Origin of the sequence: Azohydromonas australica DSM 1124, assembly GCF_000430725.1 — a bacterium.
GTDB lineage: Bacteria > Pseudomonadota > Gammaproteobacteria > Burkholderiales > Burkholderiaceae_C > Azohydromonas > Azohydromonas australica.
Genome location: NZ_KE387217.1, coordinates 81,677 through 98,104, shown reverse-complemented (window position 1 = coordinate 98,104; position 16,428 = coordinate 81,677). Strand labels below are relative to the sequence as shown.

The window sequence follows — 16,428 nt, the reverse complement described above, 5'->3', positions numbered from 1 at the left end:
GGGCACATGAACGTGCTGCTGGCCGAAGCCGAGGTGCCCTACGACCAGGTCTTCGAGATGGAGGACATCAACGGCGAGTTCGGCCAGGCCGACGTGGCCATCATCCTGGGCGCCAACGACGTGGTGAACCCCGCCGCGCTGCAAAAGGGCAGCCCCATCCACGGCATGCCGATCCTGGAGGCCTACAAGGCCAAGACCGTGATCGTGAACAAGCGCTCGATGGCCGCGGGCTACGCGGGCCTGGACAACGAGCTGTTCTACATGGACAAGACCATGATGGTCTTCGGCGACGCCAAGAAGGTCGTGGAGGACATGGTCAAAGCCATCGAGTAGAACCGCGTCTGCGACCCTACACGAGGCCGCCCAGAGGCGGCCTTTTTCATGGTGTTGAAGGATTTCAGCTCACGGGTATCGTGTTGCAGCCGCGATGACCGGAATATCATTCACTTTACAAAAATGTTGCTGCATCAAGCGGCACGGCCAGCAGATGGAATGGTGCCTGCACGTTTGCGCATCAATGGCGCATACGTCAATTGCAACTACCAAAGACGTTGCCTCATCAACCAAATTTGACATAAACGCAATTGGTGCAAGTTGGTTGTGCGGCTGTTAGACAGCCTGGTCCTTCGGCATACGGCTCACTGGTCTGAAAGCAACGCTGCGGCGCCGCCGTCGTGCCCGATACGTTTGTGTATTCATGGCAACCAGCACCTGCGGCGTTTCAGGTGATCTCCACCCCAGGGGCCAGCGGGCCTGCTGCTTGGCACTCGCGCACCAGCAGCTCAGCGCACTGATCGTTGTGTTCGCTGACATGCCTCGTGGTTCTCGCGCGCACAAGCACTGCCAACACGCTGTGGTGTCCTTGGCGAACCCCTCGCACCACCAGTACTGAGCATTGCCCCGCATGAACTCACGCTCGCTGCAAGGCTCCCTTCGCTGAGCGCCGTTGGCCGTCGACACCGCCGACCTTAAGCCCGAAAATCCACCGCGTGGATTATATGAATCCACAAAACCATCTGGATGGATGGAGGCGCGCTTTCTAGACTTTGCTCCACATCAATAGACGCGGCACGTACCCGGTGCTGGCCGCGCACAAGGAGACAAGTCCGTGAGCTCGTGCGTCCTGGCGCAGGCCAACAACCCTCTTGCCGCTCGGCTGGAACAGCCCGGGAGCAGGCAGCCATGACCCGTCAGCCGTGCGCCTGTGGCATCGACGTGCATGCGCACGTGGTGCCGGAGCACTTCCCCCGCTACATCGGCGCCCGGATGCCGGCGTCGTGGCCGTCGATGGTGCCGGCGCACGAGTGCCACCGCCACGTGATGATCGCGGACAAGGTGTACCGCACTGTCTCCGACAAATGCTGGAGCCCGAGCCGGCGCCTGGCCGACCTGCCCGCCATGGGGGTGTCGCAGCAGGTGCTGTCGCCCATGCCCGAGCTGCTGTCGTACTGGTTCGAGCCGGCTGACGGCCAGCAGCTTTGCCGCTGGCTCAACAACCAGACTGCCGCGATGGTGGCCGAGGCGCCCGGCACGTTCATCGGCCTCGCAGCCGTGCCGTTGCAGGACATCGACCTGGCCATCGCGGAACTCGAGCATGCCATGCAGGTGCTCGGCTTCGCCGGCGTGGAGATCGGCAGCAACGTCAACGGCGTGCCCGTCGGCCACAAGCGTTTCGAGCCCTTCTTTGCCGCCTGCGAGGCGCTGGGCGCCGCGGTCTTCGTCCATGCGCTCAAGCCCACCGGCATGGACCGCCTCGTCGGCCCTGCGTCGCTGCAGCAAGTACTGGCTTACCCCAGCGACGTCGGCCTCGCGGCGGCCTCCGTCATCACGTCCAACCTGCTGCTGCGCCATCCCGCGCTGCGCATCGCCTTCAGCCACGGCGGCGGCACGCTGGCGATGCTGCTGCCGCGGCTGCAACAGGGCTTTGGCGTGTTCCCGGCACTGAAGGAACAGCTGCAGGCCTCGCCGGCGGAGCAGGCCGCAAAGCTCTTCTTCGACACCCTGGTCTTCGACACGACCACGCTGCGCCACCTCGTGGATCGCTTTGGCGCAAGCCAGCTGATGGTGGGCACCGACTACCCCTTCAACTTCCACGACCGCACACCGGTGGCGCGCATCGAGGCCGCGGGCTTCGATGACGCCACGGTTCAGCAGCTCGTCCATGGCAACGCTCAGCGCTTCCTGGCGCTCGACGGCGTGGTTGCCTGATCAACGCTCACCTTTCATAAGGACTCCATCGCATGGCTTCTCCCTGGATCGCAGGCCTGCGCAGCGTGGCGCTGAACGTGCCCAATCTCGCGCAAGCCGAGGACTTCTACACCCGGGTCTGGCATCTCGACGTGGTCGCGCGCACGGACGATGCGCTCTACCTGCGTGGCACGGGCGCCGACCACCACCTGCTGGCCCTGCACCGCGGCGGCGACCGGCCGCAGATCCGGCACGTCACGTTGCGCGCCCGCAGCGCGCAGGCGCTGCAGGACATTGCCGCGGCCACCGACCGTGCTGGTGGGCGGGTGTACAGCCCGGTCGGCCCCATTGCCGAGTCCGGCGGCGGCATGGGCTTGACGATCCGTGACCCGGATGGGCGGCTGCTGCAGATCGTGCATGGCGACGAGCGCCATGCCGACGCCCGGGAAGTGAAGGACCGGCCGTATCGCCTGGCCCATGCGGTGCTTAACAGCCATGACGTGGAGTCCACGCGGCGCTTCTTCGAGCAGGCGCTGGGCTTCAGCCTGTCGGACCGCACGCGAATCATGGCGTTCATGAATTGCGACCGCGACCACCACTCGATCGCGCTCGGCGACGCGGACAACGACGCGCTCAACCACATCGCCTTCGTGATGCCCGACCTGGACTCCGTGATGCGTGGCGGCGGGCGCATGCGCGACGCGGGACACGGCATCGAATGGGGCCCGGGCCGCCACGGCCCTGGCGACAACGCCTTCAACTATTTCATTGACCCGTTCGGCGTGGTCATCGAGTACACGGCCGAGGTCGAGCAGATCGACGACAGCTACCGCGTGGGCGGCCCCGACGACTGGAAGTGGCCCACCGGGCGCGTGGACCAGTGGGGCATCTCGCAGCCGCCATCCGCGCGGCTGAAAGAGGCGCAGCGCGCCGTGTTCTTCGTGCCCACCAGCGCCTGACCTGGCTAGGCATTCCTTTCGCTCCAACCCGACCGACCCGACATGAAATTCACCACTTTCCTCAAAGCCGGCCAGCCTCGCCTCGGACTCGTTGACGGCGACCACGTGATCGACCTCAATGCCGCCCAGCCCCAGGTGCCGTCCGACCTGCGCCGCGCGCTCGAAGCGGGCGTGGACCTGGCGGCCGCGGCCAAGGCGGTGCTGGACAGCGATGCGCCGCGTCTGGCGCTGTCCGGCCTGGAACTCGCGCCGCTGGTGCCCGAGCCCGGCAAGACCATTTGCCTGGGCCTGAACTACTTCGACCATGCCAAGGAAGGCGGCCGCGACAAGCCCGAGTACCCCTGGCTCTTCTTCCGCGGCAAGAGCTCGCTGATGGGCCACGGCCAGCCCGGCGTGCTGCCCAAGGTGTCCGAGCGCTTCGACTATGAGGCCGAGCTGGCGCTGGTCATCGGCGCGAAGGTGCCGCGCCACGTGAGCCAGGAAGACGCGCTGCAATACGTCTTCGGCTACACCTGCTTCAACGACATGTCGGTGCGCGACTACCAGAAGCGCACGCCGCAGTGGACCATCGGCAAGAACTTCGACGCCACCGGCGGCTTTGGCCCGGTGCTGGTCACGGCCGATGAGCTGGCACCCGGCGCCACCGGGCTGCGCATCCAGAGCCGCCTCAACGGCCAGGTGATGCAGGATGCCAACACCAGCGACATGATCTGGAGCGTGGCCGAGACCATCGCGCTGATGTCCGACTGCATGACGCTGGAGCCCGGTGACGTGATCGTGATGGGCACGCCCGCGGGCGTGGGCCAGGCGCGCACGCCGCCCGTGTGGATGAAGGCCGGCGACACCATCGAGATCGAGATCGAGCGCATCGGCACGCTGCGCAACCCGATCGTCGCGGAGGCCGCGTGATGGCTGGTGCTGCCTACGACGTTGCCCTCGTCGGCTACGGTCCGGCCGGCGCGGTGGCGGCCGCGCTGCTGGGCCAGGCGGGCCTGCAGGTGCACGTGTGCGACCGCATGCGCGGCGTCTACGAGATCCCGCGCGCCATCGCGCTGGACCACGAGATCATGCGCGTGTTCCAGCAGATCGGCGTGGTGGACGCCATCGCGCCGTACTTCGAGCCCTTCACCGACTCGGAGTACTTCGGCGTGGACGGACAGCTCATCCGCCGCATGACGATGGTGGCGCCACCGTACCCGCAGGGCTACACGCCCTCGCTCGTGTTCACCCAGCCCCCGGTGGAGCGAGCGCTGCGCGAGCGCGTGGCGCAGATGCCCAACGTCACGGTGGCCCTGGGCACCGAGATGACGGCGCTGGCCCAGGATGCCGAGGGCGTCGAGCTGTCGCTGCGCGGCGATGACGGCGCCGTCAGCCAGGTGCGGGCCAGGTACGTGATCGCCTGCGACGGCGGGGCCAGCAGCGTGCGCGGCATGGTGGGCATCGAGCTGGAGGACCTCGACTTCGACGAGCCCTGGCTGGTGGTGGACGTTCGCGTGAACGAGCGTGGCCTGGCCAAGCTGCCCAAGACCAGCGTGCAGTACTGCGAGCCCGAACGCCCGTGCACCTTCGTCATCGGCCCGGGCAACCACCGGCGCTGGGAAATCTCGCTCAAGGCCGGCGAGGATCCGCGCGAGGCCGCCACGCCCGAGGGCACCTGGGCGCTGCTGTCGCGCTGGCTCACGCCCGAGGACGGCGAGCTCTGGCGCCAGGCCAGCTACCGCTTCCACGCCCTGGTGGCGCAGACGTGGCGCGCTGGCCGCGTGTTCGTGGCCGGCGACGCGGCGCACATGCAGCCGCCTTTCCTGGGCCAGGGCATGTGCCAGGGCGTGCGCGACGTGACCAACCTGAGCTGGAAACTCGCGGCGGTGCTCCGGGGCGAAGCCGCCGAGCGGCTGCTCGACAGCTACGGGCACGAGCGCAAGGCGCACGTGCGCGAGCTCACCACGCGCATCAAGGCCGTCGGCGCCGTCATCTGCGAACGCGACGTGGCCAAGGCCCGCGAGCGCGATGCGAGGCTGCTGGCCGAGTGCGGCGGCGTGGTCAAGGACACGCCGCGCCAGGACGTGCTGCCGCGTCTGGAAACCGGGCTGCTGTCGCAGGTGCCCGGCAGCGCCCGCGGCACGCTGTTTCCGCAGCCGCGGCTGAGTGCGGCGCCCCAGCCGGTGCTCATGGACAAGGTGGCGGGCCATGGCTGGCGCCTGGTGACGGACGGCACGCTGCCCATGCCGGGCGGCGTGGCGGGCTTGACGGTGCTGGCGCTGGGCCCGGATGGCCAGGGCGAAGCGGACAGCGTGGTGGCCGACTGGATGCGGCGCCATGAGTGCCGCGCAGCCGTGGTGCGGCCCGACCACTACGTGTTCGGCACCGCGCCGGACGAGGCCGGGCTGCAGTCCCTGCTTGCCGAGTGGCAGCGCGCGCTGGCCTGAATCCCATTGCAGCAGGACCGCAGTCTCATGCAACGACGTCAACTGATGCAGGCAATGGCTGCCGGCGCGCTGGCCGGCCCGGCACCCGGCGTGCGCGCGCAGTCCTGGCCCGACAGGCCGGTGAAGTGGTTGCTGTCGCAGCCGCCGGGCTCCGGCCCGGACAACGTGGCGCGCGTCCTCGCGGATCGCCTGCAGCGATCCTGGGGCCAGGCCATCGTCATCGACAACAAGCCCGGCGGCCAGAACACGATCGGCGCACAGGCCGCGGCCCGTGCGCCCGGCGACGGCTACACCTTCTATTTCGCCACGACGGCCGCGCTCGTGACCAATGCGCTGCTGTTCAAGTCGCTGCCCTACGACCCCGCCAGGGATTTCACCCCGGTGGCCTTGGTGGCGCACAGCCCCTTTGCGCTGCTGGTGGAAGCAGCGTCGCCCATCAGGAGCGTGGACGATCTGATCGCACGTTCCAAGGCCGCGCCGGGCCGGTTCAGCCTGGGCAACGAGGGGCCGCGCACCTTCAGCGGCATGATCGCGCGGCTGTCCAACGCCCGCACGCAGGCCGGTGCCAACCTGGTGCCGTATGCGTCGGTGGGCGTGGGCACGCAGGACCTGATCGGCGGCCACGTGGATGCGATGTTCGCGGACCTGGCCTCCGCAGCGCAGCTCGCACGCCAAGGGCGGCTTCGGGTGTTGGCCACCACGTCGCCGGGGCGCCTTGCCGGCTGGGAAGGCGTGCCGGCGCTGGCCGAGAAGCTGCCGGGCTTCGACATGGTCGGCTGGTTCGCCCTGGTGGCCCCGAAAGGCACGCCGGCTGCGGTTGCCGAGCGCGTCAACCGCGACCTCAATGCGGTGCTGCGCGACAAGGACGTGGCCGAGCGCATCGCCGCCATCGGCCCGCTGGTGAGCGCTGGCTTGAGCGTCGCGGACACGAGCGCTTTCCTGCGCGCGGAGTTCGAGCGCTGGACAGCCATTGCGCAGGAAATCGGCGTGCTGCCGGAATGATGGAGCAGACGTTGACTGACACATCCATGGCGCTGTACTTCGCGCCGGGCGCCTGCTCCCGCGTGGTCCTGGTCGCGCTGGAAGAAGCCGGCGCCCGCTACGAAGCGCGGCCGCTGTCGCTGGCCGACGGCCAGCAGCGCAGGGAGGGCTATCTGGCGCTCAACCCCAAGGGCAAGGTTCCGCTGCTGGCGACCGCCGGCGGCGTGTTCAGCGAGAGCCTGGCCATCCTGGCGTGGCTGGACGCACGCTTCGCGCAAGCGGGCCTGCTTCCGCCGGCGAGCAACGCGTGGGGACGTGCCCAGGCGATGAGCTGGCTGGCCTGGAGCGTGGGCACCTTGCATCCGCTGGTGTACCGCGCCCGCATGCCGGCGCGCATCCATCCCGACGCCGCCACGCACGCAGCCCTTCGCAGCACCGCGCTGGCCGAGATGGCGCAGCAGCTCCCGGTGGCCGAAGAAGTCCTGGCCGACGGCCGCTCCTGGCTCATGGGGGAGGCCTGGTGCATTGCCGACACGCACCTGTGCTGGGCCTTCGGGCGTGGCGTGGACAGCGGCCTGGACGCTACGCAATTTCCCCATCTCGCCGCACTGGTGGAGCGGCACAGTCGCAGGCCTGCCTTCCAGCGCGCCCTGGCACGCGAGACGGCTCGCTGCTGAATTCCATTCCCGATGACCCCAGGAGACAAGACCATGAACTCCGATACCCGCCCCGTCGTCTTCACGAACGTGCGCATCTTCGACGGCAGCGGCGAGCTGCCTTTCCCGGGCGAGGTCCGCGTCGAAGGCCAGCGCATCGCGCAGGTGGCCCGCGGCACCGAGCGCGTCTCGCGCGACGGCGCCCGCGTGGTCGAGGGCGGTGGTGCCGTGCTCATGCCCGGCATGACCGAGGCCCACGCCCACCTGACCTGGCCCTCCAGCGTGGAGAAGTTCGTGCCGGGCATGTACCTGCCGCCGGAGGAGCTGGCCCTGACCGCGGCGCGCAATGCCCGCATCCTGCTGGACCACGGCTTCACCAGCGCCTACTCGGCCGGCGCGCTGAGCAAGACGCTGGAGATCAAGCTCAACGAGCACATCGTCTCGGGCGGCCTGCCCGGGCCGCGCCTGATCCCGTCCTCGGTCGAGCGCGAGCCGCCCAACGAGAGCGAGCTGGACCCCGGCAAGGTGGCCGACAGCGTGCGCGGCCCGGACGGCATGCGCGCCTTCGTCAAGGGCTGCGCCGACATCGGCGCCAAGGCCGTGAAGTTCCTCCTCTCCGGCGAGAGCGCGCTCAAGCCGGGCGCCTCGCACGAGGTGCTTTACACCGAGGACGAGATCCGTGCTGCGGGCGAGCAGGCCCGCGAGAGCGACGTCTGGCTCACGGGCCATGCGCATGCCAGCGACGCCGTGAAGCTCGGCGTGCGCCATGGCTTTCGCGTGCTCTACCACTGCACCTATGCCGACGAGGAGGCGCTGGACCTGCTGGAGCAGGCCCGGGACCGCATCTTCGTCGCACCGTCCATCGGCATCGTGCAGGCCACGCTGGATGCCAATCCGCCGCCGCACATCGACATGCGGCACATGAAGGAGGACGCGGCGATCGTGATGGAACGCCAGCGCGGGCTGGTGCCCGAGCTGCGCCGGCGCGGCGTGAAGCTGCTGCCCGGCGGCGACTACGGCTTTCCGTTCAATCCCAACGGCCGCAACGCCTGGGACCTGGAGCTGTGGGTGCGCCACCTGGGCTACACGCCGGCGCAGGTGCTGCACGCGGCGACGCAGCTCGGTGGCGAGATCATGGGCATGGGCGACGAGCTCGGCCAGGTGCGCCCGGGCTTCCTGGCCGACCTGCTGCTGGTCGACGGTGACCCCTGCGCCGACGTGCGGGTGCTGCAAGACAAGAACCGGCTCAAGGCCATCATGAAGGACGGGCGCTTCCACAAGGCGCCGGGAGCGCAGTGATGCGCGCTTTCTGGCAGCGGTGGCGGCAGGCCATGACGTGTGGCGTGCTGCCCTTGGGGCTGGGCGCCGCGGCTTCGGCCGGCGTGCCGCCGGACATCGAGGCACAGCTGCGCCAGCGGGGTCCGGTCATCGACATCGCCGGCATCCAGGCGCTCTACAAGCCCCTGCTGGCGCACCAGCCGCGCGATGGCGTGCGCCGCACGAATGACCTGGCCTACGGCGACGATGAACGCCACCGGCTCGACGTGTACGAGCCCGAAACCGCAACGCAGGCGTTGCGGCCGGTGCTCGTGTTCCTGCACGGCGGCGGCTTCGTGCGCGGCGACAAGCAGGGGCGGGAGAACATCGGCTACCACTTTGCCCGTGAAGGCATCGTGACGGTGGTGCCCAACTACCGCCTGGCGCCGAAGCACCGCTGGCCTGCCGGCGCCGAGGACGTCGTGGCCGTGGTGCAGTGGCTGCGCGAGAACGCCGCGCGCTTCGGCGGCGACCCGGAGCGCATCGTGCTGGCGGGTGAGTCGGCCGGTGCCGCGCACGTGGCTGCTGCCACGCTGGTGCGGCGCTTCCATCCGCCCGGCGGCCTGAAGGTGCGCGGCGCGGTGCTGATCTCCGGCGTCTACAACGCCCGGCTCGAAGCCCTGGCCCGGCCGCAGTTCGGAATCGAGACGCCCGACCCGCGCAACGAAGCCTATTTCGGCCCGGACACGGCAGCCTGGAGCTCGATGTCCACGGTGGATCTGGTGGATGCGGTGCCGCTGCCGCTGTTCATCAGCTACGCCGAGCTCGACCCGATGCAGTTCCAAGTGCAGGCGGGCGAGCTGTTCGCGCGGCTCGTGACGCGGCACGGCTTCTCGCCCGAGCTGCACGTGGTGCGCGGCCACGGCCACCTGAGCCAGAACTACTCCGTGGGCACCGGCGACGAGTCCCTGGCCGGGCCGGTGCTGCAGTGGCTGCGCCAGTGGTGAGCCCCTGGTCTTGACACCACCTGCCTGGGCCAGGGGCACCCACGGCCCTTGCAAGCACTGACGGTGCCGCCGACATGGGAATGCCGGCGGCTCCTTCACCCGCGTGCGCTGCCCGCCTTGAACAAGGACTGGAGCACGCCGCGCAGCCACAGGCTGGCCTGGTCCTTGTGGTAGCGCGCGTGCCAGAACTGGTGAACGCTGATCACCGGCGCCTGCACCGGCGCCTCGACGATGCGCAGGGCACCGTGGCGCACGCACACATCGGCCAGGTCGAGCGGCACCGTGGCGATCAGGTCCGATTGCTCGACGATGGGCAGCAGGCTCATGTAGTGGGACAACTCCACCACCACGCGGCGGCGCAGCCCCTGCTGCGTCAGGAACTGCTCGAACACGTGCTCCCGACCGCCAGGACGCACCACGGCGTGCGATGCGGCCAAGTACGCCTCCAGCGTCAATGAATCCGCTGCCGGATGCGCCTTGCGCACCAGGCACACATGCGGGTTGTCGAAAAGCTTCTGCAGGAAGAAGCCCGCGCGCTGCAGGTCGGGGAAGTAGCCCACGGCCAGGTCCGCCTCGCCCGACTCCAGGGCTTCGGCTGCCGCCTCGCGCGGCCTTGCAACCGTGCGCAGGCTCGCCAGCGGCGCCTCCTTCTCGAAGCGGGCCAGAAGCCGCGGCAGGAAATTCACCTCGCCGATGTCCGGCGTGACGATGGTGAAGGTGCGCTGTGAGCTGGCCGGCTCGAAACCGGAACGCTGCAGCACCTCGGTGCGGATCAGCTCGGTGACGCGCCGTACCGGCCCGGCCAGCTCCAGCGCCCGTGGCGTGGGCTTCATCTCGGCACCTGAGCGCACGAACAGCGGATCGCCGAACAGCACGCGCAGACGCGACAGCGCCGCGCTCATGGCCGGCTGGCTCAAGCCGATGGCCTCGCCCGCGCGCGTGACGCCGCGGTGCTCCACCAGGGCATCGAAAACGACCAGCAGGTTCAGATCCACCGCCTTCAAATCCATGGCATGGATTATATGAATCCACAAAACCATCTGGATGGATGATGAGGCGCTTTCTAGACTTTGTTCCAGATCAATAGACGCGGCGCGCACCCAGCGCAGGCCGCGCTGCCGGAGACAACGCCGTGACTTCACTGACCCTGGCGCAAGCCAACACCATCCTTACCGCCGCGCTGCAGGCCTCCCATCAGGCCGGCTACGCGCCCATGGCGGTGGTCGTGCTCGATGACGCCGGGCACCTCAAGGCCGCGCAACGCGAGGACGGCGCGAGCATGTTCCGTATCGACGTGGCTACCGGCAAGGCCTGGGCGGCGGTGGGCATGGGCACTTCCAGCCGCACGCTGGCCGAACGCGCCAAGGGCAACCCCAACTTCTTCGGGGCGCTGGCCGCGACCGCGCAGGGCCGCTTCCTGCCGCAGACCGGCGCCGTGCTCATCAAGGACGCTGAAGGGCGTGTCCTGGGCGCCGTGGGCGCATCGGGCGGCACGGGCGACGAGGACGAGGCGATCTGCATCGCCGGTATTTCAGCGGCAGGCCTTTCGCACGGCTGAGCCCACCTTGTGCGATCCGGGCTGCACGCGCTTCGCAGCCACGGCGAGCAACCCAAAAAATCCGGCCAGTTTCGAGGGAGAAACCGGCCCATCGACTTGCACTCAGGTGGTCGTACGCAAGTCCTCCATCAGACCAACCAAACCACCGACACGGAGACAAAATGAAGAAAACCATGGCGGCCGCACTGGCCCTGACTGCAGCGGCGGTTCCCGCGATGGCGCAGTCCAACGTGAGAATCTACGGCGTGCTTGACGTGATGGTGGAGCACCTGCGCGCCAACAACGGCGTCAACCTCACCCGCATGGCTCAAACCGGTCACGTGCCGTCGCGCTTCGGCTTCGAAGGCACCGAAGACCTGGGGGGCGGACTGAAGGCGGAGTTCACGCTGGAAGGCGGTATCGGTGTGGACACAGGCAGCTCACTGCAGGGCGGCCGGCTGTTCGGACGGCAGGCCTTCGTGGGGCTGCGCTCGGAGCGCCTGGGCACCGTGCGTTTCGGACGTCAGTACTCGGTCATGCAGTCGGCGCTGGTCTCCTACGATCCGGACTATTTCTCACCGTACTCGCCAGGCTTGGCCATGCAGTTGGCCAACATCGACCAGACGGTGCTGGACAACGTCATCAGCTATATCTCGCCCCGCATTGGCGGGTTTACCGGCACGCTGGCCTTCGCGCCCGGTGAAGGTGCTTCTGTTACGCCGGCAACGCCCCAGTTCATCGCTGCAGGGACCGCGGCGTCAATGAAGGCGGCCATGCTGCAGTATGCGCAGGGCAACTTCTCAGCCGGTGTGGCTTACCAGGCACGCGGAGAAACACTCGCGGCTGGCGGAGCCAAGGTGGAGCCGCGCATCATGTCCATTGGCGCCAAATACGCCCTGACCCCCACGGTGGAACTCGGAGCTTTGTACTGGGTGCACCGCAACGAATTGCCCAGCGGCGCGGCGCCGACGACACGGGTCGCCACGATCGGCGTCAACTGGAAAGCCACGTCAGCTGTGACCCTGGTGGCCCAGGTTGGTCACGCCAGGGACGACGGACGGGTGTATGCAACCGGTGCGGCCAAGGCCCGGGGCACCAACGATTACCTGAATCTCGGCGCCACGTACCATTTGTCCAAGCGCACGGCCGTGTATACCCGCTACGGCCGCGTATCTGACGAAGACAGCGGCTTCAACGGCCGCCCCAGCCAAGCCATGGTGTCGATCCGGGACGGCGTTGCGCTGCCGGCCAACGGCCACGTCACGGGATTCGCGGTCGGCCTGCGCCACCGCTTCTGAAGCTCAAGTCCATATCCCCAGGAGTTTTCAATGATTAGCCAAAATCTGTCCCTGAGAAGCTGGACCCGGCGCGCCGTCGTTGTGATCGCCGTTGCGTCTGCAACCGCATGCTCCCACACGGGCGTCGTCGGCGAGGCGCCGAAGCAAGCCTCCTCGCGGCCCAATGTCCTGGTGATCCTGGCCGACGACCTGGGCTATTCCGACATCGGGGCCTTCGGCGGCGAAATCCCCACGCCGAACCTGGACCGGCTGGCCAGCCAGGGGCGGCTGCTGACCAACCACTATGTCGCGCCGACCTGCTCGCCGACGCGCGCCATGCTGATGTCGGGCACGGACAACCACCTGGCCGGCCTGGGCACGATGGAGGAGGCCTTGCGCGGTGCGCCGCAGCTTCGTGGCAAGCCGGGCTACGAGGGCTTCCTCAATGACAAGGTCACCCTGATGCCCGAGGCGCTGCGCCGTGCCGGCTACCACACCTACATGGCCGGGAAATGGCATCTGGGCAAGGAACCCGATGCCTACCCCGCGGCCCGCGGCTTCGAGTCCTCCTTCGCGTTGCTGGCCGGTGGTGGCAACCATTTCGGGCCGGTGCCGGGCAAGCCCATCATTGCCGACCGGCCCACCTGGGTGGAGAACACGGAGAAGGTCACCCTGCCCACCGGCTTCTATTCGAGCACTGCCATCACGGACAAGCTCATCGGCTACATCGAGCGCAACCGCGCCGACGGCAAGCCGTTCTTCGCCTACGCCGCCTACACCGCGCCGCACTGGCCGCTGCACGCGCCCGACGAGGACATCGCCAAGTTCAAGGGCAAGTACGACGCGGGCTACGAGCAGATCCGCGAGGCGCGCCTGGCGCGGCAGAAGGCGCTGGGGCTGCTGGGCCCCAACGTCAAGCCGTACTCCGGCATCCCGCCGTCCAAGGACTTCCCGAGCTGGGACCTGCTCAGCCCCGAGGACCGCGCCGAGGAAGCCCGCAAGATGGAGGTGTACGCGGCCATGGTCCACAACATGGACCGCAACATCGGCCGGTTGATCGACTACCTGGTGAAAACCGGTGCCTACGACAACACCCTGGTCGTGTTCCAGTCCGACAACGGGGCCGAGCCTTCACAGAGCTTCATCCCGAACAACGCGAACAACGACAACCGGCTGGAGAACATTGGCCGTCCGCTGTCCAACGTGGGTTACGGCGCACGCTGGGCCGAGGTGAGCGCGGCGCCCTTCCGGCTGTTCAAGGGCTGGACAGCCGACGGCGGCATCATCGCGCCGGCCATCGTGCGCATGCCGGCGCAGACCCAGGCCCTGCCGCCGGTGACGGTGCCCACGCACATCACGGACGTTGCACCGACCATCCTGGATGTCGCCGGCGTGAAGGCGACGGCCACGGCGGCCGACGGCCGCCCCTTGCTGCCCATGACGGGCGACAGCCTCACCGCGCTGCTGCGCGAGCCGACGGCGCCCCGGCGCTTCGTGGAGCGGCCGGTGGAGGGCGAGCTGTTTGGTGGACGCTTCGTGCGCAAGGGCCCGTGGAAGCTGGTGTCGGTCTTGCCGCCGTTCGGTGACAACACCTGGGAGCTCTACGACGTCCAGAAGGACCGCTACGAGAACCAGAACGTCGCGGCCCAGCATCCCGACGTGATCAAGCGCCTTGCCGAGGACTGGGACAGCTACGCCAAGCGTGTCGGGTTGATCTACACCGTCGAGTCCCGCATGCCGGACGTGCGTTTCAAGGCACCGCCCAACCGCGGCGGCGGGTTGTGACACCGTGCCTCACTGACCCTTGATGGGGATGACCGTGAACCTGCGCATCACATTGCTCTCGGGCCTCACCCTCGCACTCGGTGCGGTGGCGGGCATGACGCAACTCTCCGCCAGCGCGAAGCCGGCCAGCACCTTGCCGCTGGGCAACGTGCCGCAATGCCAGGCGTATGCCGGACTGCCCCAGGGCTTCGCCAAGGAGCCCCAAGCCGGCATGGCCTGGGTGCCTGCCGGCACGGTGGAGCCCGGGACGCTGCAGGGCTATCCGGACGAACGGCCCTCCGGCAAGGTGCGGCTGGACGGCTTCTGGATCGACCGCACCGAGGTCACGAATGCGCAGTTCGCGGCGTTCGTGAAAGCCACGGGCCATGTGACGCAGGCCGAGCGCGAGGGCGCGGCGGCCGTGTTTCGCGCACCGGCCAAGGGTCAGAACGTGCGTGAGAACTCGTGGTGGGTCTGGACCAAGGGCGCCGACTGGCGGCATCCGGAAGGCCCCGGCAGCGACCTGCACGGCCGTGAGCACGAGCCCGTGGTGCTGGTGACCCATGCCGACGCGCTGGCCTACGCCCGCTGGCTCGGGCACGACCTGCCGACCGAGGCCGAGTGGGAGTACGCGGCGCGCGGCGCCGGCGAGCCCGAGCGCATCGAGCGCGAACCGCGCGGCGCGCAGGGTCAGCCCTTGGCCAACTACTGGCAGGGCATCTTTCCCGACGTGAACACGCGCGAGGATGGGTTTGCCCGTGCCGCCCCTGTGGGCTGCTACGCCGCCAACGGCCTGGGACTGCACGACATGATCGGCAACGTGTGGGAACTCACCCGCGACGCCTACCGCGGTCCTCGGCAGCCCCACGGCAACGGCGACGTGCGCGGCAGCATCGAACAGGCTGGCGCCGCGCCGCGCCAGGGCGAGCCCGTGGTGATCAAGGGCGGCTCCTTCCTGTGCGCGGCCAACTACTGCATGCGCTACCGCAGTACGGCCCGCCACCCGCACGAGGCCGACATGGCGACGTCTCACGTGGGCTTTCGCACCGTCAAGCGCTCCCAGCGCGGCTGACGTTCCCCTTTTCCCAAGCTCATGGGTAGGCAGCACCGCTGTGCCTGACGGCACGGCAGGCCGGGTGCTGCCTGCTCAACCCCACTTTCATCTCATCCAGAGGAACAAGCCATGGCGAAGACCGAAACTTGGCCCGCACGCGTGGTCCTGATGCTGTGCCACTGCGCGGGCATGGTCGACCTGGTCGCATTGCCGGTGTGGATCGGCACGCTGATCCAGCACTACCGGTTCGACCCCCAGCAGGCCGGTGGCCTGGCGACGCTGTTCCTGGCCGGCGCGGTGCTCAGCAGCATCTTCCTGTCCTCACGCTTCGGCCGCATTTCTGCGCGGCTGGCAGCCAGCCTGGGCTTCGGCGCGTCGGCTGCGGCGTTCTTCGCGATGTCGCTGACTTCGGACTTCGCCAGCCTGGCCGCCCTGCATGCCGCGGCAGGCCTCGCCGCAGGCTGCGGCCTGAGCGCCACGCACGGCACCATCGGGCGCAGCGCCAATCCGCACCGGCTCTTCGCCATCGTCGGCATGGCGCTGGGCGTGTTTGCCATCGCGTTCCTGGGCGCCACGCCGCAGCTCGTGGCCGCCGCGGGCGGCTCGGCCCTCTTCAAGGTCTTCGCCGGCGTGATGTTGGTCGCAGCCCTGGGCTCCGTGCTGGGTTTTCCGAACCCTGCGGCCACTCCTCTCGCGCCGGCCGAAGGGCTGCCGTCGTCTGGCAAGCTCGGCCGCAACGTGTGGCTCATCGTTATCGGCGTGAGCCTCATGTCGCTGGTGCAAGCCATGATCTTCAGCTTCGTGGAGCGCATCGGCACCGACCGCGGCTTCGGCTTCGAGGCAGTCACCGGCGTCCTCATTGCTCTGGGCCTCGTGAACCTGCTGCCGGCACCGCTGGCGGCGCTGTTGCAGCGCCGGTTGCCCGCGCATCTGGTGGTGCTGATGGGGCCCGTGGCGCAGGCCGTGATTGCCCTGGTGATCACGCAGAGCCAGGGCTTCGCGCCGTATGCCGCGGCCACGGCCATGTTCGCCGCCGTGATGATCTTCACCCACACGTTCGCGTTCGGGCTTCTCTCCGCGCTGGACCCCAGCGGCCGCGCACCGGCGGCCACGCCAGCCATGCTCATGATCGGGTCGGCCATCGGCCCCGTTCTGGGCGGGACGCTGGTCAAGGGTTTCGGCTACGGCAGCCTTGGGATCGTGGCGTTGCTGCTGGCAATGGGCGCGGTGGCCTGCTTCTCCCAGCTGCGACCGCGGCCTGCCCCGACGACCAGCACCCTGGCGTGATCTTCAGACCGGCTGGCGGAGTCCACATCATGAGGC

Annotated in this window: 15 protein-coding genes; 14 read left to right on the top strand and 1 reads right to left on the bottom strand. The window is 68.6% G+C overall.

Annotated elements, in window-relative coordinates; genetic code table 11:
• From H537_RS0138075 to H537_RS0138035, 9 genes are all read left to right on the top strand, one after another.
• Nucleotides 1–333: NAD(P)(+) transhydrogenase (Re/Si-specific) subunit beta (locus tag H537_RS0138075; RefSeq protein WP_211235153.1), on the top strand; the 333-nt coding region annotated here is incomplete at its 5' end.
• Between the two features lie 849 nt (nt 334–1,182).
• Nucleotides 1,183–2,208, top strand: a complete 1,026-nt coding sequence (locus H537_RS0138070) for an amidohydrolase family protein (protein WP_029002033.1) — start codon at nt 1,183–1,185, stop codon at nt 2,206–2,208.
• Nucleotides 2,209–2,240: 32 nt separating this feature from the next.
• Nucleotides 2,241–3,146, top strand: coding sequence for a VOC family protein (locus H537_RS0138065; RefSeq protein ID WP_029002032.1), 906 nt, complete (start codon nt 2,241–2,243; stop codon nt 3,144–3,146).
• A 42-nt stretch (nt 3,147–3,188) separates the two neighbouring features.
• Nucleotides 3,189–4,055: a fumarylacetoacetate hydrolase family protein gene (locus H537_RS0138060; RefSeq protein ID WP_029002031.1), complete on the top strand. Its 867-nt coding sequence runs from the start codon at nt 3,189–3,191 to the stop codon at nt 4,053–4,055.
• On the top strand, nt 4,055–5,572 hold the full coding sequence (locus H537_RS0138055) for a bifunctional 3-(3-hydroxy-phenyl)propionate/3-hydroxycinnamic acid hydroxylase (RefSeq protein WP_029002030.1): 1,518 nt from the start codon (nt 4,055–4,057) through the stop codon (nt 5,570–5,572). The genes H537_RS0138060 and H537_RS0138055 overlap by 1 nt, the downstream gene beginning before the upstream one ends.
• Nucleotides 5,573–5,599: 27 nt before the next feature.
• On the top strand, nt 5,600–6,574 hold the full coding sequence (locus H537_RS48125; protein ID WP_084151276.1) for a Bug family tripartite tricarboxylate transporter substrate binding protein: 975 nt from the start codon (nt 5,600–5,602) through the stop codon (nt 6,572–6,574).
• Between the two features lie 11 nt (nt 6,575–6,585).
• A complete protein-coding gene (locus tag H537_RS0138045) occupies nt 6,586–7,230 on the top strand; it encodes a glutathione S-transferase family protein (protein WP_169517187.1) in 645 nt (214 codons plus the stop codon).
• 33 nt (nt 7,231–7,263) lie between these two features.
• Nucleotides 7,264–8,508 carry an amidohydrolase family protein gene (locus H537_RS0138040; protein WP_043462006.1) on the top strand — a complete coding sequence of 415 codons (1,245 nt, stop codon included), beginning with the start codon at nt 7,264–7,266 and terminating at the stop codon, nt 8,506–8,508.
• Nucleotides 8,508–9,473 carry an alpha/beta hydrolase gene (locus H537_RS0138035; RefSeq protein ID WP_238446952.1) on the top strand — a complete coding sequence of 322 codons (966 nt, stop codon included), beginning with the start codon at nt 8,508–8,510 and terminating at the stop codon, nt 9,471–9,473. The genes H537_RS0138040 and H537_RS0138035 overlap by 1 nt, the downstream gene beginning before the upstream one ends.
• A gap of 95 nt (nt 9,474–9,568) precedes the next feature.
• On the opposite strand, the gene H537_RS0138030 is transcribed toward H537_RS0138035, so the two are convergent.
• Complete coding sequence (locus tag H537_RS0138030; RefSeq protein ID WP_029002026.1) at nt 9,569–10,483, bottom strand: LysR family transcriptional regulator; 915 nt, start codon at nt 10,481–10,483, stop codon at nt 9,569–9,571.
• A 122-nt stretch (nt 10,484–10,605) separates the two neighbouring features.
• Between H537_RS0138030 and H537_RS0138025 the strand changes: the two genes are divergently transcribed.
• The 5 genes from H537_RS0138025 (at nt 10,606) to H537_RS0138005 (ending at nt 16,392) form a co-directional block, all read left to right on the top strand.
• Nucleotides 10,606–11,031 carry a GlcG/HbpS family heme-binding protein gene (locus tag H537_RS0138025; RefSeq protein WP_029002025.1) on the top strand — a complete coding sequence of 142 codons (426 nt, stop codon included), beginning with the start codon at nt 10,606–10,608 and terminating at the stop codon, nt 11,029–11,031.
• A 161-nt stretch (nt 11,032–11,192) separates the two neighbouring features.
• Entirely contained in the window at nt 11,193–12,308 is a 1,116-nt protein-coding gene (locus H537_RS0138020; RefSeq protein ID WP_029002024.1) for a porin, read from the top strand.
• A 30-nt stretch (nt 12,309–12,338) separates the two neighbouring features.
• Complete coding sequence (locus H537_RS48120) at nt 12,339–14,072, top strand: arylsulfatase (protein ID WP_084151274.1); 1,734 nt, start codon at nt 12,339–12,341, stop codon at nt 14,070–14,072.
• A 28-nt stretch (nt 14,073–14,100) separates the two neighbouring features.
• Complete coding sequence (locus H537_RS0138010; protein WP_029002023.1) at nt 14,101–15,123, top strand: formylglycine-generating enzyme family protein; 1,023 nt, start codon at nt 14,101–14,103, stop codon at nt 15,121–15,123.
• Between the two features lie 111 nt (nt 15,124–15,234).
• Nucleotides 15,235–16,392: an MFS transporter gene (locus H537_RS0138005; RefSeq protein WP_029002022.1), complete on the top strand. Its 1,158-nt coding sequence runs from the start codon at nt 15,235–15,237 to the stop codon at nt 16,390–16,392.
• The last annotated feature ends 36 nt before the right edge of the window (nt 16,393–16,428 follow it).

Bases quoted from the DNA above. Each gene is read 5' to 3' on its own strand.
- H537_RS0138070 (WP_029002033.1), top strand. From the start codon at position 1,183: ATGACCCGTCAGCCGTGCGCCTGTGGCATCGACGTGCATGCGCACGTG.
- H537_RS0138065 (WP_029002032.1), top strand. From the start codon at position 2,241: ATGGCTTCTCCCTGGATCGCAGGCCTGCGCAGCGTGGCGCTGAACGTG.
- H537_RS0138060 (WP_029002031.1), top strand. From the start codon at position 3,189: ATGAAATTCACCACTTTCCTCAAAGCCGGCCAGCCTCGCCTCGGACTC.
- H537_RS0138055 (WP_029002030.1), top strand. From the start codon at position 4,055: ATGGCTGGTGCTGCCTACGACGTTGCCCTCGTCGGCTACGGTCCGGCC.
- H537_RS48125 (WP_084151276.1), top strand. From the start codon at position 5,600: ATGCAACGACGTCAACTGATGCAGGCAATGGCTGCCGGCGCGCTGGCC.
- H537_RS0138040 (WP_043462006.1), top strand. From the start codon at position 7,264: ATGAACTCCGATACCCGCCCCGTCGTCTTCACGAACGTGCGCATCTTC.
- H537_RS0138035 (WP_238446952.1), top strand. From the start codon at position 8,508: ATGCGCGCTTTCTGGCAGCGGTGGCGGCAGGCCATGACGTGTGGCGTG.
- H537_RS0138030 (WP_029002026.1), bottom strand. From the start codon at position 10,483: ATGGATTTGAAGGCGGTGGATCTGAACCTGCTGGTCGTTTTCGATGCC.
- H537_RS0138020 (WP_029002024.1), top strand. From the start codon at position 11,193: ATGAAGAAAACCATGGCGGCCGCACTGGCCCTGACTGCAGCGGCGGTT.
- H537_RS48120 (WP_084151274.1), top strand. From the start codon at position 12,339: ATGATTAGCCAAAATCTGTCCCTGAGAAGCTGGACCCGGCGCGCCGTC.
- H537_RS0138010 (WP_029002023.1), top strand. From the start codon at position 14,101: ATGACCGTGAACCTGCGCATCACATTGCTCTCGGGCCTCACCCTCGCA.
- H537_RS0138005 (WP_029002022.1), top strand. From the start codon at position 15,235: ATGGCGAAGACCGAAACTTGGCCCGCACGCGTGGTCCTGATGCTGTGC.